The organism is Paenibacillus sp. FSL R7-0048, assembly GCF_038004505.1.
Lineage (GTDB): Bacteria > Bacillota > Bacilli > Paenibacillales > Paenibacillaceae > Paenibacillus_AQ > Paenibacillus_AQ odorifer.
The window spans coordinates 7,163,688-7,186,328 of sequence record NZ_JBBORF010000001.1; the positions used below are offsets into that span (position 1 = coordinate 7,163,688).

Genomic DNA, 22,641 nt, shown 5'->3' on the forward strand with positions numbered 1-22,641 from the left:
ATTTAACCCGCTAAAGGACAATTCTCAGTGTAACAGCGGTTTTTTTCAAAGTCAAATAAAACGAACGATTACACAAAGAAATGTGCAATCGTTCGGGAATTATACATGTCAGGTTTAACCAGCAAATGGTTCCGCATGTGCTCGCTCGTAGTTAACGAACTTGTTGAAATTTTTAAGAAAGACCAGTTCTACCGTGCCTACGGGACCATTACGCTGTTTAGCTATAATGATCTCAATAATATTCTTCTTCTCCGTATCCGCATTGTAATAATCATCACGATACAGAAACGCAACAATATCGGCATCCTGCTCGATAGAACCCGATTCACGCAAGTCACTCATCATTGGACGTTTATCCTGGCGCTGCTCTACACCCCGGCTTAACTGCGACAGGGCAATAACCGGCACATCTAGCTCACGGGCAATCTGCTTCAGTGTACGAGATATATCCGATACTTCTTGCTGACGGTTCTCTCCGCCTTTACCGCGGCCCTGAATGAGCTGCAAGTAGTCGATGACGATCATGCCAAGTCCTTTTTCCTTCTTCAGTCTCCGGCACTTTGCACGAATATCGGTTACCGTGATACCTGGTGTATCGTCGATATAAATCTCCGCTTCAGATAGAGACTGAATACCCATCGTCAGCTTGGACCAATCATCATCACTCTTGAAGTCACCGGTACGCATAATATTGGCATCTAAGTTGGCTTCAGCACAAATCATCCGCTGTACCAGCTGTGGCGCTGACATTTCCAGACTGAATATCGCAACAGTTTCTTTAGCGCGTACTGCCACGTTCTGTGCAATATTCAGGGCGAATGCAGTCTTACCAACAGATGGACGAGCCGCAACAATGATCAGATCGTTACGTTGGAATCCGTTAGTCATATGATCTAAATCCACAAATCCGGTTGGGATACCTGAGGTACCCCCCTTATTTTGATGAAGCAACTCAACCTTGTCGAACACTTCCATCAAGACATCGCGGATCGCAATAAATCCACTGCCGCTCCGCCGGTTGGAGATTTCAAGAATGCGCCGCTCTGCATCACTCAGCATATCGGCTACATCTTCACCGCCAGTATAACCTTCGCTCACAATTTGCGTGGCTGTGCGAATCAAACGGCGCAGCATGGCTTTCTCTTCGATAATCTGGGCGTAGTATTCTACGTTAGCAGCAGTAGGCACGGCATGCGCCAGCTTAGCTAAGTAGCTAACCCCACCAATATCTTCAAGCTCTCCTTTGTCCTGCAGTCTGGACGTAAGTGTAACAAGATCAATCGGCTGGCTCTCTTCTCCGAGCTGCACCATCGCCTCAAAAATCATTTGATGCGCTTTATCGTAGAAGTCTTCGGTATTCACCCGTTCCATTGCAGTAATGAGCGCTTCATCCTGCAACAGAACCGCACCAATTACCGCCTGCTCGGCTTCAAGATTCTGCGGGGGAACCCGATCGAAAAAGAGATCTCCACCCATGTTACTCCTCCGTTACCTCAACCTTAAGTGTGGCCTTTACTTCAGTATGCAATTTTACGCTTACTTGAAATACTCCTATATGGCGAATTGGCTCACCTAATTCAATCTTGCGCTTATCAATAGTAATTCCTTTGGTGGAAGCCAGTGTCTCAGCAATCTGTTTGCTTGTAATAGCACCGAATAAACGTCCGCCTTCACCTGATTTTGCTTTCATTGTCAGTGTTAGCTCGTCAAGCTTCTTACCCAATTGCTGTGCTTCTTCTTTTTCGTTATCTTTACGGCGTTGTTCAGCAGCCGCTTGATTCTCCAGCGTCTTCACGTTACCTTCCGTTGCCGGACGAACCAATCCACGTGGCAATAAGAAGTTAGAAGCATAACCTTCGGATACCTCTTTAACCTGACCTTTTTTACCTTGACCCTTAACATCTTTTATGAATATGACCTTCATTCGAATAACCCCTCTTTCGATTCGATTTCAGCCAGCACCTGCAGTAATCTGGCTTCTGCTTCTTTACATGTTCCTTCAAGCTGTACCGCGGCATTGGACAGATGCCCTCCGCCGCCTAATTTCTCCATCACGACCTGTACATTCATACGTCCTAGTGATCGGGCACTAATGCCAATCAGGCCGTCAGGCCGCTCGCTGATGACGAATGAAGCAACTACGTTGGTCATCCCAAGCAGCGTGTCCGCAGTCTGAGCAATAAGAAGCTGCGGAATTTTCATGCCTGGTGCCGTAACTACAAGCGCGATTTGGTCATACACCATCCGCGCATGTTTGATAATTTCGGCTTTGGAAATATACTCCTGTAAATCCTCCTTGAGCATGCGCTGAATAAGTACGGTATCGGCACCATTCCGGCGCAGGAAGCCTGCGGCCTCAAAGGTACGCGACCCCGTATGAAGCGCAAAATGCTTCGTATCCACCGTGATCCCCGCTAACAACATTGTAGCATCAAGCGGACTGATCTTTACCTTCTCATGAATATACTGAAGCAGCTCTGTCACCAGCTCACAAGTCGATGAAGCGTATGGCTCCAAATACACCAATACAGCATCGTTAATGAACTCTTCACCTCTGCGGTGATGATCCACCACTACAATTCTGCTGGCATATTGCACTAACCGCGGCTCCATCGTCATAGACGCCTTATGTGTATCCACAACAATTAGCAGGGTATGCTCTGTCATGATCTGTAGGGATTGCTCCGTTGTGATGAATGACTTATACAATTCATCGTCCTTACGAATCTGCTCCATCATGTTAGTTATCGATGGATTAGGAGTCTCCATCACAATGCTAGCCTCTACATTATACATCTGCGCAGCCCTTAACAGGCCGATTGCAGCACCCACAGCGTCGATATCCGGTGTCCGATGACCGAGGATCAGCACACGATCGCTCTCCTGCATCAGATCCCGCAAAGCATGCGCAATGACCCGCGCCCGCACTCGGGTACGCTTCTCAGCAGCATTACTCTTGCCACCGTAGAAGGATAACCGTTGGCCTGCTTTTACAGCCGCCTGATCACCACCTCGGCCAAGCGCCATATCTAGACTGGATTGGGCCAATGCCCCTAATTCACTTGCAGAGTCTGCGCCAAAGGCCAGACCAATACTCAGTGTCATGGGTACCTTAAGATCAGCAGTCATTTCTCTGACTTCATCTAGAATCACGAAGCGGCTCTCTTCCAACGCTTGCAGGCTACGATGATTAAGCAGCATTAGATAACGTTCCGAGGACAACCGCCGCAGATAAACCTCAAACTGCTTACTCCATTCAGTGATTTCACTCGTCACCTTAGCAATCAGCGAGGTTCGCTGTTGATCATCCATCCCTTGAGCAGATTCATCCAGGTTATCCATCATCACTATGCCGATCGCCAGCTTCTCATCCTCATACCGCTCACGTAACACCACAAGCTCAGTGATATCATACAAGTAAAGAATACGCTCACTCGGAATAATGACAGCTTGATAAAATCGTTCATCCACGGTGATCTCAAGACGGGTGTCATGGAGCACACCTTCTTTGGCGACCTCCCGCTTACCCGCTGCAGCACCTGTGAAAAAAGACTGCATATCAGGCAATAATTCTTGCAGTGATTCCCCAACTAAAGACTTGCGTGCGAAAATATCGCCGGCATAGCGGTTATTCCATTCCACCGTTCGATCCTCGCTAAACAGAATGATTCCAAGCGGCAGCATGCTGACTGCTTCGCCCTCTACCCGCTTAATGCGGAAAGATAGCCCATTAATATATTCCACCAGATTACGGCGGAACGAGATCTCCGCTTTCAACATATAGAAGCATAAAGTACCTGAGAGAAACAGGCCGGCGACCCCAAGCGCCCAGTTATAAACACTGACAATTATAATAAGGACCAACAGCAGCATGAACGCCCATACGGTATGATAGCCGTGCCAGCGTCTTTGCAGAAATTTAGGCATGAACTCTCACCCTATCGTTTCGATTTGGTCACATACTCCCGCAGTGGGAACGCAAGATCAATAATACCAATAATGCGCAGCGGCGGCAGTAAAATAACCGGTATCGCTAACAAAACGGCAGACATCTTGTTCCATTTGCGTTCATGCGCCAGGAAGAAGAAAAATCCGATGGCCTGAATCATAAAGCCAATTCGCAGCAGTGGCAGAAGATTGGCAGAAATCATGAGGATGAAATTGTTCTCCGACCCTGAGAAGAAGAGCTGTAGAACAACACCAATCAGATAGTACCAAATAAACGATCTCGAAAGTCTCCATTCACGTGCAGGCTTCATCTTAGGTACTGCATAATTCATACTGTTCAGAATCGGGCGGGCAATAGAATGCGTAATCACAGCAATCATGAAGGAGCTTACGATTAGAGTCATAGGGATCATTTGAACCGTCATATGACTTATCTTGTTTACGTCCTCAGTTGAAAATCCAATATCAGTGAGCAGAGGATTGGTAGTTCCGAGCTCAGACAGAGGTGAATTAACCATTTGCAATACATCGTTCACATAGGTAGACAGGTCAAAATTAAATAATGCCGTACCCAGCAGCAAAAGCAGCAGGAACTGTGCAAGAATCGTAACCGTACCTGCGATCACGGTAGACATGGCCGGGGCATGTCTTTTATACCAGCGCCCCATAACCAGAGCCGGTATTAAGAAATACGCAGCTATCAACAGATAAATTGGTGTAATCAAGCCTACAATCAGCAACACCGGCAATACATGCAGCACAAATTGTCTCGTGTTCAGGGTAGTAAACAACACTACTGCCGGAACAATCATAAAAAGGGTAGTGATGATGAGGAGTGGAGTCGTTAAACTAAGCAGCAAAAGTAAGTATGCTACGCTCCAAGCCACAGATGACCAGCGAAATTTCAACAGTATTCACCTCTTACGCATATGTTCTTCTAAAGCAGATATATCTTGGTACCAATCTTCCAGTTGATGCCCTTCCTGCTTGTGCTTTCTAAGCTTCTCCAGTAGCAAGTCATCTAAAGAACGATAAGGAATCCCTAGTCTGCGGCCCAAAATATAAGAGCTCATAATCAAGCTAGCCAGACTGTCACCGACACGGGTAGTACTGCCTTCCCATAACGCTTTAAATAACCTTGAAACTTGATCAATCACTTCGGTTTTCAGCCATTCAATTACCTTGGCGCGCTTGGCTACATCCAGATCCTTCGGCACATTGGACACGTCTCTCTACCTCCGGCAAAAAGCTTTATTCTCCATTATAGCATAAAAAATTCGGTGTCACACTGGACGCCCCGCGCCCCTTAAGTATGCTTCAATCCATGCTGACTATGCCTCTTTTGGGAGAGGAGCTTTCTTTAAAAAAGACCCGCATTCCGTTATCGCCGGAAATACAGGCCTTGTTCCGATAGCTTCTATAACCGCGAATACACTGGGACTATAATGATTCCTGTGATTGTCTTGTTACAAATTTCTCGCAATATTCTATGACTTGACTCCGGCGAACAATTCCAATAAACCGGTTCATATCATCGACCACAGGTACAAAGTTCTGCACCTTAGCCAAATTAATTAGATCTTCCATATCCGCATCAATTGAGACCGGCTTGTTATTCATACGTAATGGAACGTCCTTCAGCAAAAATTTTGAAGCGTTCTCAAACGAAACCTTACCCTCCGACTCTTTCATGTACCAGAGCAGATCACCTTCCGTTACCGTGCCGGCATACTCTCCATTACGGTTAAGAATCGGGACTGCTGTATAGCGGTGAAACTCCATCCTCTCAAGCGTTTGGCGCAGCGTAGAATCGAGCGTTACGCAGGCCACCTCCTGTTTCGGAAGTAAAAAAAATGCAATATTCATCTCTTGATCCTCCTCAAAGAGTTCCGAAGGAATTACGGTTCTTTAACTTCCTTTTACTGCCATGCCAATGTGATTATACGTAGCAGCTAAATAATAGTTCCAACTCATTATAACATGAAGACAGTAAGCAGCAGCCATGAGAATGTTTATGGCTGCTGCAATTTATTTATATGAGTTTAGCTTTCCAATTAGAATTACTGCGTAACTGCTGTTGCTTTGGGCTCGAGTGCATTACTTGCTTTTCCCGGCTCAATCAGTTGATCTACAGGTGTTCCTGCATTCATCCAATTATCAATCAGCGCCTTAGCTTCGCGCAAGTCCTCTTCATCAACGATATCATAATAAAGTCCGTCAATACGTTTTCCTTCGCCCATTACCGTAAAGCTTGAGATATCCATATCTTTGCCGCCCATAAATTTCTTGGCCAGACTAATAATCATTGAAGGCTCAATATCGGTCTTGAAATTATCGCCCATAATATCCAGCAGCTTAGGAATATTGCCGATTTGGCTGATCGATAACATTTTATTAGCTACGACATCAATAAAAACCTGTTGGCGTTTGGTCCGGTTAAAGTCACTATCTTCACGGTAGCGTGTATAGTTGAGTGCTTCTTGACCGTTATAATTCGACTTTCCACCCTCGATCGTAAACTTTTCATGGTCCTTACCCTTGTTTACAATGTCCTTCTTGATTGGCAGCGGAACGCCTCCAATAGCATCAACGGCATCCTTGAGCCCTTGAAAGTTAATGGTGGCATAATACTGAATATCATGCTCCAGCAGTGCTTCCAGAGTATCCTTAGCCATTTGCTGCCCACCAAAAGCATAAGCATGGGTAATCTTATCTTTTTTATTATCGTTATGCCCAATAATCTCGGTATACGTATCACGTGGAATAGAAATAAGCAGAATTTTGTAATCCTCAGGGCGAACAACAGCATACATCATAGTGTCTGAACGTGCGGTTTCATTGTCGCGTTGATCAGTCCCGAGCAGCATCAGCGAGAATGGATCGCTTTTGTATACAACCGGCTCTGGCTTAACCTTATTCTCATCCTTAAGTGGCTGGTAAGATTCTTCTTTCAGCTTGCTTTCTACCCGATCGGACAAAAAGAGGTCAAAGGCTAATACGGCCAAAGAATTCCGAAACAGAAAGCCTCCCGCTATAACAACGACGAGAACAATTAGCGCAATGTATCTTTTCTTTATTTTTTTCATCTTTGATTCCTTCTTTATTGTAGAATAATTACACATACCATATATTTACAATGCCTCCTGAACGTTCTCAGGCAGTCATGGTTTTATTTCTCTCGGCGGCGAATTTACTGTCCCTTATTCCATTATCTTATTGTCCCCCCTTTCAGGAAATTCGGGTCATTCTAAATTATAGAAAAAAGTTTTTTTGCGTTTCTAAAATAATATGGGATAAAACAATATTTCTATTGTAATCACTAAATGGATAAAAAGAAACAACAAATACCGACATGAATAGGGAAAAAGCACCATACCAAGTAATAATTACTGGTATGATGCTCCAAATTTAACTTCGAATTCCAAGGGCATGTATAATATGTTTTACCCGTTCTCCATAATGTAAACCTCGGAAAAACCCATAATCGAACAATTTAGCAGCACCCTCAAATCGGCTGCCATAGGTCTCTGCCCCCATAACGACCGCAATAAGCCGGTGCCCCTCTCGCTGGGCTGATCCCGCAATACAATATCCCGTCTGGCTATCATATCCAGTCTTCAACCCATCTGCTCCATCGTATGCGTAAGCGCCGCCCATACCTGGAAGCATAAGGTTGCTATTACTAACATATAACCCTTTATCCTTTAATTGCATCTGTGTACGACCGGAAATATTCAGTACATCAGGATGATTATGGATTAGCGCAGCTGCCAATTTGGCTGTATCCCTCGCTGTCATCATCGTCTGGCCACCGATATGCGTAGGCTGACGAATGATACCAAGATCCTTGCTCGACAATCCAGAGGCGTTGGTAAATACCGTATTAGGAGATAAACCTAAACTACGTGCTCTATCATTCATCATAAGTACAAAAGAATCCTCTGATCCTGCCATATATTCTGCCAATGCAACTGCAGCATCATTAGCAGAATAGATGGTGATGCCTTCGAATAGCTCCCTTACTGTATAGAAATCTCCTCGTTTTAATGAGAGACTCATACCTCCCATTTGACTGGCGTAAGCACTAATAGGGACTCTATCCTCCCACCTAAGGGTTCCAGAGGTTATGTGATCCAGCACAATCATTTCAGTCATTAATTTAGACACACTGGCCGGTGGCATAGGCACATCGCCGTTTATATTGACCCATATGTCTCCACTATCCATATCTAGCAGCACTGCTGAACCCGCGTCAATATCCGGTTTAAAGCCCAGCTCGATAGGCCTCCACACCGTAATTAAGACAACGACTATCAAAGCTGCACCAGCCCATATCAATATCCGTCTCTTCATCGTTGTCATCCTCCATAATATATATGACGAATGAAACAGCAATTTGATTTCACTTTTTGCGTAATTTTTTTTATTTTTTTTAATTTAGTCCTTTATCCACCATTTATTAGGCTCAATTATGGAGCCCAAAGAATCAACACGCACACCTTGTAGACGTTTATTAACAGCAGTAATGCTTTCTCTTTCCGCAAAAAAGATCATTGGAACCTCTTCATTCACTAGCTTCTGCCATTCATAATAGATTTGTTGTCGATAATCTCTATCATATGCCTTCATACTTGTGCCATCGCGAATCAATTCTTCATTCCGCTCCGAGGACCAACGTGGGTAGTTCCACAAATCATTCTCCCTCCAGAGACCTGAAGGATCAGGATCATTAGCTAATCCCCATACCCCGTTAAACAACTCAATGGACGGATCATCAGCCTCTACTGCTTCATAGAAGGTGTTGAGCTCTTTTAACGCCCCACCATTAAGCTGCACATCGAGTCCCACATTTCGCCAATCCTCCAGAATAGCAGCAGTTCGTAACTCCGCTGAATGACTGCCTAGCATAGAATCATAATGAATAACTAACTTTTCTCCTTTTTGATCCTCACGCAGCCCATCTCCATCAACATCTACAAAACCAGCCTCATCAAGCAGCTGCTTCGCTTTTTCCGGATCATAGGGATACGTATTAATCTGACTGTCAGGGATCTTCGCCCAGCTTGCACTGGAAACCGGAGTTTCTATAGGCTTGCCTAACCCATGAGAAAATGATTGAATGATCCCCTCCCGATCAAGTGCATAATACATCGCCTGACGTAATCTTTTATCCGCAAATTTAGGGTTATCCATTACGATTTTTTCAGCTTCACTATCCCAATACCCAAATTTAAACCCTATATACTCATAAGCAAGCTCATTTGATTGTAAAATATTAATATTATCGAGTTCGCTCAGCTTTTCATAAGTATCTCGTGGGGCATTCTCTATATCAATTACGCCTTGTTCAAACAGGCTGATGATTTCCTTGTCATCAAATACCTTATACAACACACCATCCAATAAAGCCTTACCTTTATAGTATTGATCAAAGCGCTTCATCTCGACCCGCTGGCCAGGTTCAATAAGGCTCACCTCAAAGGGGCCAATCCCAATCGGATTTTTTCGCATCTGATCACTCTCAGGCATATCCTTAACAGCGACTCCAGTATAATATTTTTTATTCATCGGATACGGCCATAGATTATCAATCGTATTAACGCGGGCAGCTGTCATTGTTATTTTCAAAGTATAAGGATCTATAACCTTAAGGCCTGTTATATTCTTCGCCTCACCCTTATGATAGGCTTCTGCACCTTGAATCATTTCCACACTATAATAACGCGATCCGGTGTATTCTGGACTAGCAATAGTCTCCATCGCAAATTTCCAGTCCTCTACGGTCAGTTCATCTCCATTATGCCAACGGATTCCCGGTTTAATTTTAAAGGTAAATATTCTATGATCCTCGGACTCCTGCCAAGTGGCGATATTAGGAACCGTTGATAAATCATCATCTATCGTAAACATGGCCTCAGTAATAAACTCCAGCACATGAAAGTCATCTTCACCTTCATAAAAAGCAGGCTCAAAGAAGCCCATAAACGGCGATGAGTATCCATAAGTAACTACTCCGCCAGTCTGTGGCTTTTCGACCACCTCATTGTGATGTAAAGATAATGAATTACTGCTGGTACCTGCTCTGCTGCATGCTGACAATACAGTAGTCATCACGAGCATTGTTAACAAGAACCCGCATATCTTCTTATTCTTCATGTGTTCCTTCCCTTCTCTAGTTGAACGTATATCTACATATAAGCTATGGAATAAATATTTACTGTAACAAAGTTTTAGAATGGTTACAATAACTTCTAAGCTTTAGGCCTATACTCCTGCTTGAATTTACGCATATTTCATAGTATTTATAAAAAAAGAGGGACCTACCTCATAGGCAGATCCTTTTATTACATTATTCTTCATCCTTATGCGTAATTCTCAAGCCTTCGACATGCTTACGCTGCATCAATTTCCGCTTTTTACGGGTATCCTTGCTCTCAAAAATTATATCAAAGTCATATTCCTCAGGATACAGCTCATCTTTGGATAGATATGGTTTTAAACGTTTATGATTAATCCGCATTTTTTGCTTCTGGATCATCACTCCGACCATTCCTAAGTGATCTCTTTTCTCATAAACAATGCCTATCCGCCCTAGTGAAGTTACAAGAACAGCATCACCAATTTCATATTGGGTCTGCTTCTCCTTATCGCTCAGTGATTCCGCAGACTTTTCTTCTTTTTCAAAATCCTCTATAACAGGTGCAGTCTTCCCTTTCTCCCCCTCTTTGCTAAAAAGACTTGCCCATGCCGACCCATCACCTTTCTGTAGCCTTTGCTGCTGCGCCTCAACGATCTCCCACGAACGCTTGATAACGTTATCCTGGATACCCAGCTTTTTGGCAATTTGCAGAGCGTAACTCTCCCCCGCTTCTCCGATAGTCAGACGATACAACGGCTGCAGCGTTTCTTTGTCGAATTCCATTCTTGCATTTTGAAAACCGGCTGTCGCAGCGGCAAAGGCTTTTAGCTCATTAAAATGGGTTGTGACGATAATATTGGCCCCTTTACGGCTCAGCTCTTCCAGAATGGCGATTGAGAGGGCGATTCCTTCACCAGGGTCTGTACCTGCCGCCAGCTCGTCAATGAGCAGCAGCACCCCTTTAGAGGCATCTCTCAGCATTCCCTCAATACTCTTCATTTGTGCCGAAAATGTACTGAGTGATTGGGCCAAACTTTGTCCGTCTCCGATTACACTGATCACATCCGTAAAGACCGTAAACTCACTCCCCTCCTCGACCGGAATCAACAACCCGGATTGAGCCATGAGGGTCAGCAGCCCGAGGGTCTTGAGCACCACCGTTTTCCCGCCTGTATTTGGACCTGTAATGATTAGGGATTTATATCCCTTCCCTATCTCCAGGCTAATTGGAATCATGCCCTGCAGCATGGGATGTCTGCCTCCGTTCATCCTTAGAAAACCCCTATCATTTAGAGTAACCTCAGATGCTCCCAGCGTTCTTGCATATTTTGCTTTGGCAAAAATAAAATCATAGGTGCCTGTAACCTCGATATTTAGGCGCAGTGCAGTTTGTTCCTGTTCTACCATGCTGGTCAGCATACTGAGGATCACAGCTTCTTCACGCGCCTCTTCTCCTAATAACAAATCCAGCTCAATCTGCATGGAGGCGATCTCATCTGGTTCGATGAACACCGTCTGTCCACTTGTGGATTGATCAAGTACCGATCCCTTTATTTGCTTATGATACTCCCGCTTTACGGGGATAACGTAACGTCCACCACGCTGACTATAAATATTCTCTTGCAAAATCGATTGATGGCGCGACATGATCCCGTCAATTTTTTTATGAAGACGTTCTTTAGCTACGCCAATCCGTTTACGAACCCGCTCTAACCCCTTACTAGCTCCATCATCAATCGCCCCAAAGCGAATACAACGATCAATTGCTTCCCGCACATGATTTAATTCCAGCAGCGAGGAAGCATAAGCAGCAATCCGGGGAGCACTTTGCTCTTTAGAAGCCATATATTTGCGCAATTGACTACAGCTCTTTAGAAATGTAGCCACTGCAGTGAAGTCTTGCTCACTGTACAAATATCCAGTCCCCATTAGTGACATGATCCACTCAATCCCCTCCAATGAAGGAATCGGTATACTGGACCCCCGCTCGAGCAGCTCTTTAGCTTCAGACGTTTCCTCCATCGCTCTTTGAATCGAAGGCAAATAGGTCATAGGCATAAGCTCTTCTACAGTTTTCTTTCCTACATAAGATACCGCATGACGGCTAAGCTCGGTTTTAATAATTTCGTATTCCAACGTGTTTAGACTTTGTAAATTCACAGCAAATCCTCCTTATTGATCTAACTTTTTTTGGAACTAAATCTCCCTAACGCAAAAAGGACAAAGAATGCCACTATGGCAGTCCTTGCCCTTCTTTTTATGCTATTGTTCTCTGGCGTCTTAAGGTCCCCATAAAAGCCAGGGTGGCCGAAAAACAAAAAAACCGTGCTCTAAGAGCACGGTTAATTACAAAGAGAACAACAGCCGTAAAGAGGCCATATGACGCTTCGTGTGTTCTTAACTAAATCATCCACCGTTAGGAACAACAGACCTCTGCGCGAAACGAACTCAAATAGAGCACGTAAACGCCAAAAGACGAGCCTGCTAAAGCCTTCCTAATCCAGTGTTATGAAATTGCTAGTTAAGAACGGTCACCAACATCAATATTTCCCCTTTTGTTATAGGATAGCTGTAATTTAACACATTCCAGATGGAACGTCAACGTAATCCACACGCTGGTTTTTCACAACAAAAAAGCAGCCGGTTTCCCGACTGCTTCTATAAAACGTCCTATTCCGTTGTGTAAGGAAGCAACGCGATTTGACGCGAGCGTTTTACAGCAATGGTAAGGGCGCGTTGGTATTTTGCACTTGTACCCGTTACACGACGTGGCAAAATCTTTCCACGTTCGCTGATGAACTTCTTAAGAAGTTCAGTATCTTTATAATCAATGTGAGTAATCTTGTTCACAGTGAAAAAGCAAACTTTTTTACGCTTGTTGCGTCCACCACGACGTGCTGGTCTTTTGTCGTTGTCAGCGCCTTCTCTTGGTTTAAAAGCCATATTCTTTTCAGTCCTTCCTAATTAAAATGGCAAATCATCATCCGATATATCAATCGGTTTACCATCGCCCGAAAAAGGATCTTGAGTATTGTTGTTACGCGAGAAATTATTGTTGTTATTTCCGCGTCCAGCGTTACCACCGCCACCATATGCTGGCTCTTCAGGCATACTACTTGCACCACTTGAAGTATTTCCACCTTCACGGCTTTGTGAAGATTCCAGGAAACGAACATTATCAGCAATAACTTCAGTTACGTATACACGTTTACCTTCGTTATTCTCATAGTTCCGCACTTGGATGCGTCCTTCCACTGCTGTCAGACGACCTTTGCGCAAATAATTGGCACAGGTTTCTGCTAGCTGTCTCCAGGTAACAACCGGGATGAAGTCTGCCTCACGTTCACCGTTCTGGCCCGTAAAGTTACGATCTACGGCAAGCGTAAATTGAGTTACGGCAACACCAGCGGGAGTATAACGAAGTTCCGGGTCACGGGTCAACCGTCCGATCAAAATGATACGGTTCAACAATTCTGGTCCCCTCCTTTAGAGCGATTCATTACAAAGCTTGTCAAGATCTTAAGCAACGTCGTTCGTAATGAGATAACGAATAACTTCGTCAGAAATCTTCATAAGACGTTCTAATTCAGTAACTACTGCAGGTTCTGCATTGAAGTTAACCAAAACATAAACGCCATCACGGAATTTCTTGATCTCATACGCAAGACGGCGTTTACCTTGCACTTCGTGCTTTGTAATTTCCCCGCCATTGGAGATGATGCCTTGGAATTTATCGACTGCTGCTTGAACAGCTTCTTGTTCAATGTCAGGACGAATAATGTACATCACTTCATATTTGCGCATAATTTTCACCTCCTTATGGTCTGAGGCCCCTAATCACGTCAGGAGCAAGGAACGAGCACAAACATAGACTCGCACCTGATTAATATACCAAAACGAGCAGCAGAGTGCAAGCAATATTAATACCGGACAACCCTCCACCCTCTTTTTACATGAAAAAAACCCTACCTGCGCACAATAATCGGTGAATTCATCTGCACTTAAGGAAGGAGCGATAATGATGGGCGAAAAGACAGAATATGAAAAAGGCGACAAGGCCCCCAATCCAGGCATGTATACAGAGGTAGGTGAAGCGCGAAGCTTCCACACCGAAATTCAGAATCCACAGCATATTAAAATGGAAAAAGGGGACACCTTCCCCGAGACCAGTAACAAAAATCGGAAGTGGAAAAAGGTTGAAAAAGCACGTGTACATTAAATAAAAATAAATGTGTATAAAAAAAACGACATTACACATACTATACTCAGGCAGTACAAAAGAGAGGTGTGGTTCCGTTGGCCGTCGTAGACGAACACAATCACAGGATATCTGATTCAGCATCTATTGTTAGCTGGGAATAGTAGTGGGTTATTGTCTAAAAAGCAGTAACCTCAGCAACGCCTAAATCACTTTAGTCGCTATATACAGAGAAATTCCAACATCATTGATGTACTGCCTCTTGAAGAAGGACCCGAAAGGGCCCTTCTTTTTGCATGTTATGATCTTTTGCAAACAGCTCAGTGGACACAAAAAAACCTCCGTTACAGGAACGAAGGATTCATTAAAATGTTATATTATGCTGAAGTGGCGGAGAGGGTGGGATTCGAACCCACGCACGCTGTGACACGCCTAACTGATTTCGAGTCAGCCCCCTTGGGCCTCTTGGGTACCTCTCCGCAGCAAAAATAATTGTATCATGCAGACATGCCATTTGCAAGCTTAATTATTGTCTGTATTTCCCTCTGCAGAACGCAGTACCTTCTTCATATTCTTCTCGAATTTCGCCCGGGGAATCAGAACACTATGCTGACATCCTGTACACTTAATGCGGATATCCATCCCCATACGAATGATCTCCATCTCATTAGAACCGCAAGGGTGCTGTTTCTTCATCTGTACAATATCTCCAAGCTGAAAAACTTTACGTTCCACTACCCTTCCCCCTTTTTCCCCTCTTGTGTAGCTGCGATTTGGCGTCTTGATCCAGTGTCAGGCGTATCCGATACTTCCTGCTCATTTTCTGTTTTTTCCAGTTCAATTTCAGCCTTTGCTTCTTCTTCTTCTGCCTTCAAACGCGCTTCCTCTTCGGCTTGAGCAGCTTGGGCCTGCTCTAGACTGCTTAGTTTCTCTAGTGCCTGCTTAATATCATTCTGAATCTGTCTCTCCGCAACCTCTTTTGCATTAGGTAAACAGCTAGCCGCTATACGAATTACATATTCCGAAGTACTCATGGACTGTATACCGAGCACATTAGGATAAGCAAGAACATTAGAGTTACGCTCTTCTATTCCTTTTAGCGCTTCTCCAATCAAACCTAGCGTGGCCTCCAAGCTCCGCTCCATTTTTACAGGAACATCAACTACAGCCAATGCATTCGAGAGAGAATAATTGGTCACGTTCGTGATTAATCCATTCGGGATAATAAATACTTCTCCAGTTGTGCTTAACAGTCTGGTTGTTCGCAGTCCAATTAATTCTACCGTTCCTTTATAGGTCCCCGTTTGAATTACATCACCCACTGCAAATTGATCCTCTAAAATAATAAAGAAACCTGTAATAACATCCTTCACCAAACTTTGTGCCCCAAAACCCACTGCTAAACCAAGCACACCCGCTCCAGCCAACAATGGTGCCAAATCGAAGTGGAACTCAGAAAGCACGAGCATGATCATCACAAAATTACAGATAACTGTCACTACATTTTTCATCAATTCCCCAACCGTAGTAAACCTTCGTGTGTTGGACAGAAGTCTGCCACCGGTTTTACGCTCAAGCGAACGATCAATAATATTAGAAACAATTTTAATAATAACCCGGGTTAAGAGAAAAATAACAAGAATCCGTAGACCCGCAAATAATACATCCGCCCACATATCAGCATCGGTAAACCAATTCCACACCTTATCTTTAAAGCGAATGGCATCTTTTAATGTATCCGCACCGGGTGTATCAGCCTCCAGTATCCACATATTCATCGCATGTACTCCTCCCTACCCCTAAATCAGTATGTAGTTCTCGTTGTGTTTTCCGTAGATGCCGCGTATTTCTATTTCTTGCTCAACTATAATTCTTTTTACCTCTTCCAGCGCATTTTGAAAAAACTGAATTGAAATTGCACAGCCTGCGGTGATCTCCTTCGGAGTTGGAAATATATCAATTTCTATTTCAGCATACTCAAGCAGCATTTCAGCACGAAGCGCCTGCTGGGTGGAGTCAAACGCTATTAACATCTCATCCTGCATATACGTCAAGCCTCTCCATAGGTTTATCGTCCTATCTCTTGCTGCTGGAGTATAAAACCCCTCTTCTATCCATATACTAGATACCAAGAAATAGAATCACCTTTAGAAAGGAAGATGGTATGAACTCCTCATCCAAGGCTACAGCAGCGCAAGAAACGTCCTGTTTAAAAATATCACATACAGATCCCGATATCTATTCCGCAATTACTCATCGGCTACTTTTTCACTTTTCACGCACGCGTCCAGAGACTCAAATTATCGTCATCTGTGTAGGCACTGATCGCTCCACCGGAGATTCTCTCGGTCCTCTTGTTGGTACTGCATTATCCCGTTTTCATAGTCCATTGTTTCATTTATACGGTACCCTTGAAGAACCGGTTCATGCCGTCAATCTTGAAGAGACTTTGTCTCTAATTAATGAAAAATATAATAACCCGTTTGTCATCGGAATAGATGCCTGCTTAGGTCACTCTACTAGTGTTGGCTGCATCCAAGTCGTTGAAGGTCCCCTCAGACCAGGAGCTGGCGTAAATAAACAATTGCCGCCGGTTGGAGATATCCATTTGACTGGAATCGTTAATGTCGGCGGCTTTATGGAGTATTTCGTATTGCAGAATACACGGCTAAGTCTAGTCATGCGATTATCTGATATTATCGCTACAAGTCTATATTCTGCTTTAAAACAATGGAACCTGCATGCTACTTCTGCTGCAACGCGAGAGTTATAACTTCTTTTTCTTCAGGCGATAAGGCATATTGTGATTCCCCATTTTGCATAGGCTTGGAGTAAATATATGAGTTCTCACGATTATGAAGGCTGGTTAATACAATGCCACTGCTATTGTCATCCAGAATAGCCACCGAGAAGCTCAAATCATTACCACGTTCACCGAAGGCATTATAACGCTTCAGAGCGATATTTGACTTCATGCCGCGGATTTTGACTTGGGTAGCTTCTATCAACGCTTTTTGCTCACGTTGTTCTTCTTCCAGCATGTCGCTTTGGTTCTTCAGATCAACCAGAAGGCCTTCCAGATCCTCCACACCGCTTCCTGCCATCATGGCCTCATATTTGCGCCGTATAGTCCGCAGCTTAGCTCCCTGGGCGATTACAGTCACTATCAATACTAGCATAATTACTACGAAACCAAACACAAACCACTGCAACTGTTCATTAATTAATTGATTCATTTCAGACATGAATGGACCATCCTTTTTATTTATCTGCTGCGGGCATCAGCCATATAACTCATCCATAGCAGCTAGCATTCTGCTTATATTATGCTCTGTTGTATCTACGCCTACACTCGCCCGAACAGCACCACTTTCTAGTGTATCAACAGCCTTATGTGCCAGTGGGGTACAATGCATACCCGCTCTGACGGCTATTTTATACTCACGATCTAGACGGTGGGCTATATTCGCCGATTCTTCCCCATCCACTACAAACGACACAATTCCAGTTCTCGGAGCCCCTAATGTGGGCCCTAATAGTTTAATGTTTGGAATATGGGACAAGCCCTCCATCAGCAGTTGAGTCAGCTTCCACTCTCTTTCGTGGATAACGTTTGTCCCTATCGATTTTACCTTTTGAACACCGGCTAGTAAACCAGCAATTCCTACCGCATTTTGCGTTCCCGCTTCATACCGATCTGGGCGAACAGAGGGTTGTTCACTATTCTCAGATTGACTGCCTGTCCCTCCATGCATTAAGGGCTCAAGATCCAATTCAGGTGATATATAGAGCCCACCAGTCCCTTGTGGTCCAAGCAATCCTTTATGCCCAGGAAAAGCTAATAAGTCAATATTCATCTTTTTCACATCAATATCAAGCGAGCCTGCACTTTGAGCAGCATCCACTAGAAATATAGCACCGTTTGCTTTAGCTAGATCTCCGATTTCACCAATGGGAAGTATACTACCTAGTAAATTGGAGCTATGATTACAAATTACCATTTTAGTGTTTGGTCGAAACACCTTGTCCAATTCGTTCAAATCCAATTGCCCTTCTCGATCCACCTTCAGATAATCAACACTTATCCCTAGTGACTTACGTAAATATTCCAAAGGTCTCCGCACAGAATTGTGTTCAGTCATTGTAGAGATTACATGATCCCCTGCTTTGAGCGTACCTCTAATCGCCATATTTAATGCCATCGTAGTGTTTTGGGTAAACGCTATGTCTTGTGCATTAGAAACCCCAAACAACTCCGCCAGCAAACTCCGGGCTCTCACCAACACCCGTCCGCTTCCCATGGCCAGCGAATAATTCCCTCTTCCAGCATTTGCTCCCGACTGCAAAGCATTCATCATCGCAGCTGCCACCTCTGGAGGTTTAGGCCAGGACGTAGCCGCATGATCCAAATATACGAAGTCTTCCATAACCCCGCTCCTCGTCTCATACTCTTTTTCATTAAGAAGAAACAACGTTGTCGCCCTTTATTGATAATAACCTTATCTGTAGAAAATATAAGGATAATATTCAGCTGCACTTTATACATCCTTATATTTTGAAAAAACATACCCCTACTCATCCGATTACGGATAGCTCAGGATATGTTCTTGGCATAGATACCCATTTAGTTACCCAATAATTCTAACAATCTTTCTAAGTCCTGCGCACTGTAGTAATTCAGTTCAATCTTCCCTTTTTCCTTACCTTGTTTTATCTTAACCGTTGTTTTAAACCGTTCACGTAATACTTCCTCTACATTATCAATATAGGGATCACGTTTAACAACTTTAATCTTTGTACCGTTCGTTGGCTTTCGATCCAGATTTTTCACTGTTTCTTCAAGCTCTCTTACGCTCCATTGCTGTTCCACGCATTGTTCAGCCAATTGTTTAATAACTTCCGGATCTTTCAGGGCAACAATAGCTCGTGCATGTCCCATAGACATTGTTCCACGTGAAACATATTCTTTTACTTCTTCCGGTAAAGTAAGCAATCTTAGGAAGTTAGCGATGTGTGATCTGGACTTTCCAACTTTAAGTGATAGCTCTTCTTGTGTGAGTGAAAATTGATCCATCAAACCTTGATAAGCAACTGCGATTTCCATTGCATTTAAATTTTCACGTTGCAAGTTCTCAATCAGGGCGATCTCCATGACCTGTTGATCACTTAGATTTCTTACGACTGCTGGAATCGTAGGTTTACCACAATATTGCGATGCCCGGAATCTGCGTTCACCGGCAATGATTTCATACCCCTTCAAAACACTCCGTACAATGATCGGTTGAATCACGCCATGTTGTCTGATGGACTCAGCCAATTCCTGGATTGCTTCTTCATTGAAATCCTTGCGTGGTTGATAAGGGTTAGCCCGTAATTGAGCTAATGGGATTTCTACTACCTTATCATCTTCATTAATAGATAAAGAAGGAATCAGAGCATCCAGACCTTTTCCTAAACGTTTACTCATAAGAAATCACTTCCTTTGCCAACTCTAAATACACTTCTGCTCCCTTTGAGCGAGGATCATAAGTAATAATGGATTGTCCATGAGACGGCGCCTCACTTAAGCGGACATTCCGAGGAATGATAGTTCTGTAAACTTTTTCCTGAAAATACTTTTTAACCTCTTCGATGACTTGGATCCCTAGATTCGTACGGGCATCCAACATGGTTAATAGTACTCCCTCTATTTTTAAATACGGATTAAGATTTTTTTGTACTAGACGCACGGTGTTTAAAAGCTGACTCAACCCTTCGAGCGCATAATATTCACATTGAATCGGAATGATTACCGAATCAGCAGCTGTAAGGGAATTGATCGTCAAAATCCCAAGGGATGGAGGACAATCAATGATGATGTAGTCATAATTATTTTTAACCGCATTTAGGGCTTTTTTCAATTTCAACTCTCTGGAAATCGTTGATACTAATTCGATCTCCGCCCCCGCTAATTGAATGGTCGCCGGGATGATGTGCAGTCCTTCATTTTGAGTTTCAAGTATCGTTTCTAGAGGATTTACTTCATTAATGAGAATGTCATATATACAATTCGCTACGTCCGCCTTGTTGATGCCAACGCCGCTGGTAGTGTTACCTTGAGGATCGATATCAACTAGAAGCACTCTTTTTCCTAATGTAGCCATACCGGCACCTAGGTTCACAGAGGATGTTGTTTTACCGACACCGCCTTTTTGATTTGCTATGGCAATAATCTTGGACACTAATTTCACCTCGAATAGTTAGGAAGAATCTTCTCGTAGATCGCAAGTACAAACGGCCAAACTATGTTACTTTATATGAGCTAAAACTCTAAAATGCAGGACTGAGCAATACATCCTGGTTTAAGTCACACAAAAGGCGGCCAATCACTTTAAGGCCGCCTTCAGCTTTTGAAACAATTTATCTTTTGGGGATCTGGATTACAATCTCGTAATGGTCACCACGGTCATTTTCTGACGTTTTGATTTCCATACCTGAGCCTGACACCATATCAATAGATTGACGAATTGTATTAAGAGCTAGACGAACATCCTTGGTATAGGAGACCCGTTTTGACTTTTTAGTTTGCGAAACTTGTTTATAGAAAGCAATACGAGCTTCCGTCTGTTTAACATTTAATCCTTTTGCAATAATCTCTGCCAAAACTTTTAATTGCATTTCCACACTATCCAGTGATAAGAGTGAACGCGCATGTCTTTCGGAAATCTGACGTTCCATCAACGCTGTCTTAACCTCTTCAGGTAAGTGGAGTAAACGAATCTTATTCGCAATAGTCGACTGACTCTTGCCTAAGCGTTGTGCTAAGCTTTCTTGTGTTAATTGATGAAGATCAATTAACTTCTGATAAGCGACAGCTTCTTCTATGGAGGTCAAACCTTCACGCTGTAGATTTTCTATGAGCGCAATAGATGCAGCCTGAGAATCATTGAACTCACGGACAATAGCAGGGATCGTCTCTAAACCAAGCTTTTTAACTGCCCGCCAGCGCCGTTCACCTGCGATGATCTCATATATGGAATCTCGCATACGTACAACAATAGGCTGAATGACACCATGAGTTTTAATTGTCTGACATAACTCATCAATTTTGTCATCATCGAATATAGTCCGTGGTTGGTAAGGACTGCTAACGACCTCATGAACTGGTATTTGTTTGATTTCTTCTCCGCTGCTCCGCTCGTTAAACCCAAATAGCTTGGTAAATTGTTCTTTCATTCCGTTCATAACCACCTAATTTCGTTATAGTACGATCTTCTTGACCTTCTTCACGGAAAGCATATCGTACAGCAATCTAAAACATTCTGATATTATGGAATTACCTGTAATGAACAGGCATCATAATCTCTCCTTCTTTCGAACAAGAGTACAGAGAAGGAGTTATATACAAAATTAAAGTCTACTATGCTATTCTATCACTTTTCTCCACATAATCATATTCTCCGTAAAGACCTATTTTTCCTGCATTTTTACAGGTGCAACAACCAAATCAGCTTATAAATCTAATTTTTATCTAATTTGATATTTATCGATTTTTGTTATCATCAACTTCATAAAAAAAAAGCATTCCCTTTGTTCAAAGAGAATGCTCCTAAAGGAACTTTGAGTATCGGCAATGTTTCACGTGAAACATTATTTTATCAATGGTGTTTTGGCAGGAATTCCCGCTTTTCTTGGATATTTAGCTGGTGTTGCTCCTGTCTTACGGATCATAATAATATGTCGATCCGACTCCTCCACTGGTAAGCTGAACGACTCCACTTTGCTGAGTTCAGCACGAAGCTCTTTTAAGCTGTACTTAGCTTCGCTTAATTCCTCTGAAGGATCGCTGCCCTTCATTGCAGTGAACACCCCATCTTTGCGTGTGAAGGGAAGACAAAATTCATTCAATAAAGACAGTCTTGCTACCGCACGTGCTGTAACCAAATCATAGGCATCACGATGAGTGAACTTGCGCGCGACATCCTCTGCCCGCCCATGGATCAATTGTACATCAGTTAATCCCAATGTCGTACTTACATGCTGCAAAAATGAAATTCGTTTATTGAGCGAATCAACAATCGTTAGCTTCAAATGAGGAAAACATATTTTAAGTGGGATTCCTGGAAACCCAGCTCCTGAACCTATATCTGCGAGATTGGTGATCTCGTTAATATCAAGGAAAAAAGCTAATGAAATAGAATCATAGAAATGCTTCGTATATACCTGCTCTCGCTCAGTTATACCCGTGAGATTCATTTTTTCATTCCAGGTTACGAGTTCCTTATAATACAGATCAAATTGTGCTAACTGTTCTGCTGTAAGGGATATGCCTCGTTCCTGTAATAGTTGTGTGAATTGAACTTCCGTATTATCCATA

The 22,641-nt window shown here is 43.3% G+C and carries 24 protein-coding genes and 1 tRNA gene; 2 read left to right on the forward strand and 23 right to left on the reverse strand.

Annotated features, from left to right (window positions below; genetic code table 11):
* Positions 1 to 114 precede the first annotated feature (114 nt).
* The 13 genes from dnaB to rpsF all read right to left on the reverse strand — a co-directional run bounded on the left by dnaB (position 115) and on the right by rpsF (position 13,891).
* Entirely contained in the window at positions 115 to 1,476 is a 1,362-nt protein-coding gene (gene dnaB / locus NSQ91_RS31690; RefSeq protein ID WP_036677807.1) for a replicative DNA helicase, read from the reverse strand.
* A 1-nt stretch (position 1,477) separates the two neighbouring features.
* Complete coding sequence (gene rplI, locus NSQ91_RS31695; RefSeq protein ID WP_036677804.1) at positions 1,478 to 1,924, reverse strand: 50S ribosomal protein L9; 447 nt, start codon at positions 1,922 to 1,924, stop codon at positions 1,478 to 1,480.
* Complete coding sequence (locus NSQ91_RS31700) at positions 1,921 to 3,927, reverse strand: DHH family phosphoesterase (protein ID WP_076124313.1); 2,007 nt, start codon at positions 3,925 to 3,927, stop codon at positions 1,921 to 1,923. Before NSQ91_RS31700 ends, rplI begins: the two co-directional genes overlap by 4 nt.
* Positions 3,928 to 3,938: 11 nt before the next feature.
* Positions 3,939 to 4,856: a DUF2232 domain-containing protein gene (locus NSQ91_RS31705; protein WP_076124314.1), complete on the reverse strand. Its 918-nt coding sequence runs from the start codon at positions 4,854 to 4,856 to the stop codon at positions 3,939 to 3,941.
* 6 nt (positions 4,857 to 4,862) lie between these two features.
* Positions 4,863 to 5,165: a MazG-like family protein gene (locus NSQ91_RS31710; protein WP_170914153.1), complete on the reverse strand. Its 303-nt coding sequence runs from the start codon at positions 5,163 to 5,165 to the stop codon at positions 4,863 to 4,865.
* 223 nt (positions 5,166 to 5,388) lie between these two features.
* Positions 5,389 to 5,814: a CBS domain-containing protein gene (locus tag NSQ91_RS31715; protein WP_036677795.1), complete on the reverse strand. Its 426-nt coding sequence runs from the start codon at positions 5,812 to 5,814 to the stop codon at positions 5,389 to 5,391.
* A 194-nt stretch (positions 5,815 to 6,008) separates the two neighbouring features.
* The gene (locus tag NSQ91_RS31720; protein ID WP_076099795.1) at positions 6,009 to 7,034 is read right to left on the reverse strand and encodes an LCP family protein; all 1,026 of its coding nucleotides are present in this window, start codon (positions 7,032 to 7,034) and stop codon (positions 6,009 to 6,011) included.
* Positions 7,035 to 7,356: 322 nt separating this feature from the next.
* The gene (locus tag NSQ91_RS31725) at positions 7,357 to 8,301 is read right to left on the reverse strand and encodes a D-alanyl-D-alanine carboxypeptidase family protein (protein WP_036677789.1); all 945 of its coding nucleotides are present in this window, start codon (positions 8,299 to 8,301) and stop codon (positions 7,357 to 7,359) included.
* Between the two features lie 84 nt (positions 8,302 to 8,385).
* The gene (opp4A, locus tag NSQ91_RS31730; protein WP_076278205.1) at positions 8,386 to 10,104 is read right to left on the reverse strand and encodes an oligopeptide ABC transporter substrate-binding protein; all 1,719 of its coding nucleotides are present in this window, start codon (positions 10,102 to 10,104) and stop codon (positions 8,386 to 8,388) included.
* Between the two features lie 193 nt (positions 10,105 to 10,297).
* Positions 10,298 to 12,247, reverse strand: a complete 1,950-nt coding sequence (locus NSQ91_RS31735) for an endonuclease MutS2 (protein WP_248548871.1) — start codon at positions 12,245 to 12,247, stop codon at positions 10,298 to 10,300.
* A 510-nt stretch (positions 12,248 to 12,757) separates the two neighbouring features.
* Positions 12,758 to 13,030, reverse strand: a complete 273-nt coding sequence (rpsR, locus tag NSQ91_RS31740; RefSeq protein ID WP_036651767.1) for a 30S ribosomal protein S18 — start codon at positions 13,028 to 13,030, stop codon at positions 12,758 to 12,760.
* 21 nt (positions 13,031 to 13,051) lie between these two features.
* On the reverse strand, positions 13,052 to 13,558 hold the full coding sequence (gene ssb / locus NSQ91_RS31745) for a single-stranded DNA-binding protein (RefSeq protein ID WP_036677780.1): 507 nt from the start codon (positions 13,556 to 13,558) through the stop codon (positions 13,052 to 13,054).
* A 48-nt stretch (positions 13,559 to 13,606) separates the two neighbouring features.
* The gene (rpsF, locus tag NSQ91_RS31750) at positions 13,607 to 13,891 is read right to left on the reverse strand and encodes a 30S ribosomal protein S6 (RefSeq protein WP_036677776.1); all 285 of its coding nucleotides are present in this window, start codon (positions 13,889 to 13,891) and stop codon (positions 13,607 to 13,609) included.
* Positions 13,892 to 14,108: 217 nt separating this feature from the next.
* On the opposite strand from rpsF, the gene NSQ91_RS31755 reads away from it, so the two are divergent.
* Positions 14,109 to 14,306 carry a YjzC family protein gene (locus tag NSQ91_RS31755; protein WP_036677774.1) on the forward strand — a complete coding sequence of 66 codons (198 nt, stop codon included), beginning with the start codon at positions 14,109 to 14,111 and terminating at the stop codon, positions 14,304 to 14,306.
* A gap of 367 nt (positions 14,307 to 14,673) precedes the next feature.
* Here NSQ91_RS31755 and NSQ91_RS31760 read toward each other — a convergent pair.
* The 4 genes from NSQ91_RS31760 to NSQ91_RS31775 form a co-directional block, all read right to left on the reverse strand.
* Positions 14,674 to 14,764 (reverse strand) — tRNA-Ser (locus tag NSQ91_RS31760).
* Positions 14,765 to 14,807: 43 nt separating this feature from the next.
* Positions 14,808 to 15,020 (reverse strand): DUF951 domain-containing protein, encoded by a 213-nt coding sequence (locus tag NSQ91_RS31765; RefSeq protein ID WP_036677772.1) that lies wholly within the window; start codon positions 15,018 to 15,020, stop codon positions 14,808 to 14,810.
* A complete protein-coding gene (locus tag NSQ91_RS31770) occupies positions 15,020 to 16,063 on the reverse strand; it encodes a mechanosensitive ion channel family protein (protein ID WP_076282220.1) in 1,044 nt (347 codons plus the stop codon). Before NSQ91_RS31770 ends, NSQ91_RS31765 begins: the two co-directional genes overlap by 1 nt.
* Positions 16,064 to 16,084: 21 nt before the next feature.
* A complete protein-coding gene (locus NSQ91_RS31775; RefSeq protein ID WP_076124321.1) occupies positions 16,085 to 16,330 on the reverse strand; it encodes a DUF3343 domain-containing protein in 246 nt (81 codons plus the stop codon).
* 119 nt (positions 16,331 to 16,449) lie between these two features.
* Between NSQ91_RS31775 and yyaC the strand changes: the two genes are divergently transcribed.
* Entirely contained in the window at positions 16,450 to 17,058 is a 609-nt protein-coding gene (yyaC, locus tag NSQ91_RS31780; RefSeq protein ID WP_036677770.1) for a spore protease YyaC, read from the forward strand.
* Here yyaC and NSQ91_RS31785 read toward each other — a convergent pair.
* From NSQ91_RS31785 to rsmG, 6 genes are all read right to left on the reverse strand, one after another.
* Positions 17,030 to 17,530 (reverse strand): DUF4446 family protein, encoded by a 501-nt coding sequence (locus NSQ91_RS31785; RefSeq protein WP_036677768.1) that lies wholly within the window; start codon positions 17,528 to 17,530, stop codon positions 17,030 to 17,032. The genes yyaC and NSQ91_RS31785 overlap by 29 nt on opposite strands.
* Positions 17,531 to 17,566: 36 nt before the next feature.
* Positions 17,567 to 18,712 (reverse strand): aminotransferase class V-fold PLP-dependent enzyme, encoded by a 1,146-nt coding sequence (locus NSQ91_RS31790; protein WP_340921358.1) that lies wholly within the window; start codon positions 18,710 to 18,712, stop codon positions 17,567 to 17,569.
* Positions 18,713 to 18,909: 197 nt separating this feature from the next.
* Positions 18,910 to 19,752 carry a ParB/RepB/Spo0J family partition protein gene (locus tag NSQ91_RS31795; RefSeq protein ID WP_036677764.1) on the reverse strand — a complete coding sequence of 281 codons (843 nt, stop codon included), beginning with the start codon at positions 19,750 to 19,752 and terminating at the stop codon, positions 18,910 to 18,912.
* Positions 19,745 to 20,506, reverse strand: a complete 762-nt coding sequence (locus NSQ91_RS31800; protein WP_340921361.1) for a ParA family protein — start codon at positions 20,504 to 20,506, stop codon at positions 19,745 to 19,747. Before NSQ91_RS31800 ends, NSQ91_RS31795 begins: the two co-directional genes overlap by 8 nt.
* A gap of 178 nt (positions 20,507 to 20,684) precedes the next feature.
* Complete coding sequence (noc, locus tag NSQ91_RS31805; protein WP_036677760.1) at positions 20,685 to 21,500, reverse strand: nucleoid occlusion protein; 816 nt, start codon at positions 21,498 to 21,500, stop codon at positions 20,685 to 20,687.
* 414 nt (positions 21,501 to 21,914) lie between these two features.
* The gene (gene rsmG, locus NSQ91_RS31810; RefSeq protein ID WP_340921364.1) at positions 21,915 to 22,640 is read right to left on the reverse strand and encodes a 16S rRNA (guanine(527)-N(7))-methyltransferase RsmG; all 726 of its coding nucleotides are present in this window, start codon (positions 22,638 to 22,640) and stop codon (positions 21,915 to 21,917) included.
* Position 22,641 lies beyond the last annotated feature (1 nt).

What these genes read in the sequence shown, in the direction of transcription:
- dnaB (WP_036677807.1), bottom strand. Translation starts at nt 1,476, where the DNA reads ATGGGTGGAGATCTCTTTTTCGATCGGGTTCCCCCGCAGAATCTTGAA.
- rplI (WP_036677804.1), bottom strand. Translation starts at nt 1,924, where the DNA reads ATGAAGGTCATATTCATAAAAGATGTTAAGGGTCAAGGTAAAAAAGGT.
- NSQ91_RS31700 (WP_076124313.1), bottom strand. Translation starts at nt 3,927, where the DNA reads ATGCCTAAATTTCTGCAAAGACGCTGGCACGGCTATCATACCGTATGG.
- NSQ91_RS31715 (WP_036677795.1), bottom strand. Translation starts at nt 5,814, where the DNA reads ATGAATATTGCATTTTTTTTACTTCCGAAACAGGAGGTGGCCTGCGTA.
- NSQ91_RS31720 (WP_076099795.1), bottom strand. Translation starts at nt 7,034, where the DNA reads ATGAAAAAAATAAAGAAAAGATACATTGCGCTAATTGTTCTCGTCGTT.
- NSQ91_RS31725 (WP_036677789.1), bottom strand. Translation starts at nt 8,301, where the DNA reads ATGAAGAGACGGATATTGATATGGGCTGGTGCAGCTTTGATAGTCGTT.
- opp4A (WP_076278205.1), bottom strand. Translation starts at nt 10,104, where the DNA reads ATGAAGAATAAGAAGATATGCGGGTTCTTGTTAACAATGCTCGTGATG.
- rpsR (WP_036651767.1), bottom strand. Translation starts at nt 13,030, where the DNA reads ATGGCTTTTAAACCAAGAGAAGGCGCTGACAACGACAAAAGACCAGCA.
- rpsF (WP_036677776.1), bottom strand. Translation starts at nt 13,891, where the DNA reads ATGCGCAAATATGAAGTGATGTACATTATTCGTCCTGACATTGAACAA.
- NSQ91_RS31755 (WP_036677774.1), top strand. Translation starts at nt 14,109, where the DNA reads ATGGGCGAAAAGACAGAATATGAAAAAGGCGACAAGGCCCCCAATCCA.
- NSQ91_RS31770 (WP_076282220.1), bottom strand. Translation starts at nt 16,063, where the DNA reads ATGAATATGTGGATACTGGAGGCTGATACACCCGGTGCGGATACATTA.
- NSQ91_RS31775 (WP_076124321.1), bottom strand. Translation starts at nt 16,330, where the DNA reads ATGCAGGATGAGATGTTAATAGCGTTTGACTCCACCCAGCAGGCGCTT.
- yyaC (WP_036677770.1), top strand. Translation starts at nt 16,450, where the DNA reads ATGAACTCCTCATCCAAGGCTACAGCAGCGCAAGAAACGTCCTGTTTA.
- NSQ91_RS31785 (WP_036677768.1), bottom strand. Translation starts at nt 17,530, where the DNA reads ATGTCTGAAATGAATCAATTAATTAATGAACAGTTGCAGTGGTTTGTG.
- NSQ91_RS31790 (WP_340921358.1), bottom strand. Translation starts at nt 18,712, where the DNA reads ATGGAAGACTTCGTATATTTGGATCATGCGGCTACGTCCTGGCCTAAA.
- NSQ91_RS31795 (WP_036677764.1), bottom strand. Translation starts at nt 19,752, where the DNA reads ATGAGTAAACGTTTAGGAAAAGGTCTGGATGCTCTGATTCCTTCTTTA.
- noc (WP_036677760.1), bottom strand. Translation starts at nt 21,500, where the DNA reads ATGAAAGAACAATTTACCAAGCTATTTGGGTTTAACGAGCGGAGCAGC.
- rsmG (WP_340921364.1), bottom strand. Translation starts at nt 22,640, where the DNA reads ATGGATAATACGGAAGTTCAATTCACACAACTATTACAGGAACGAGGC.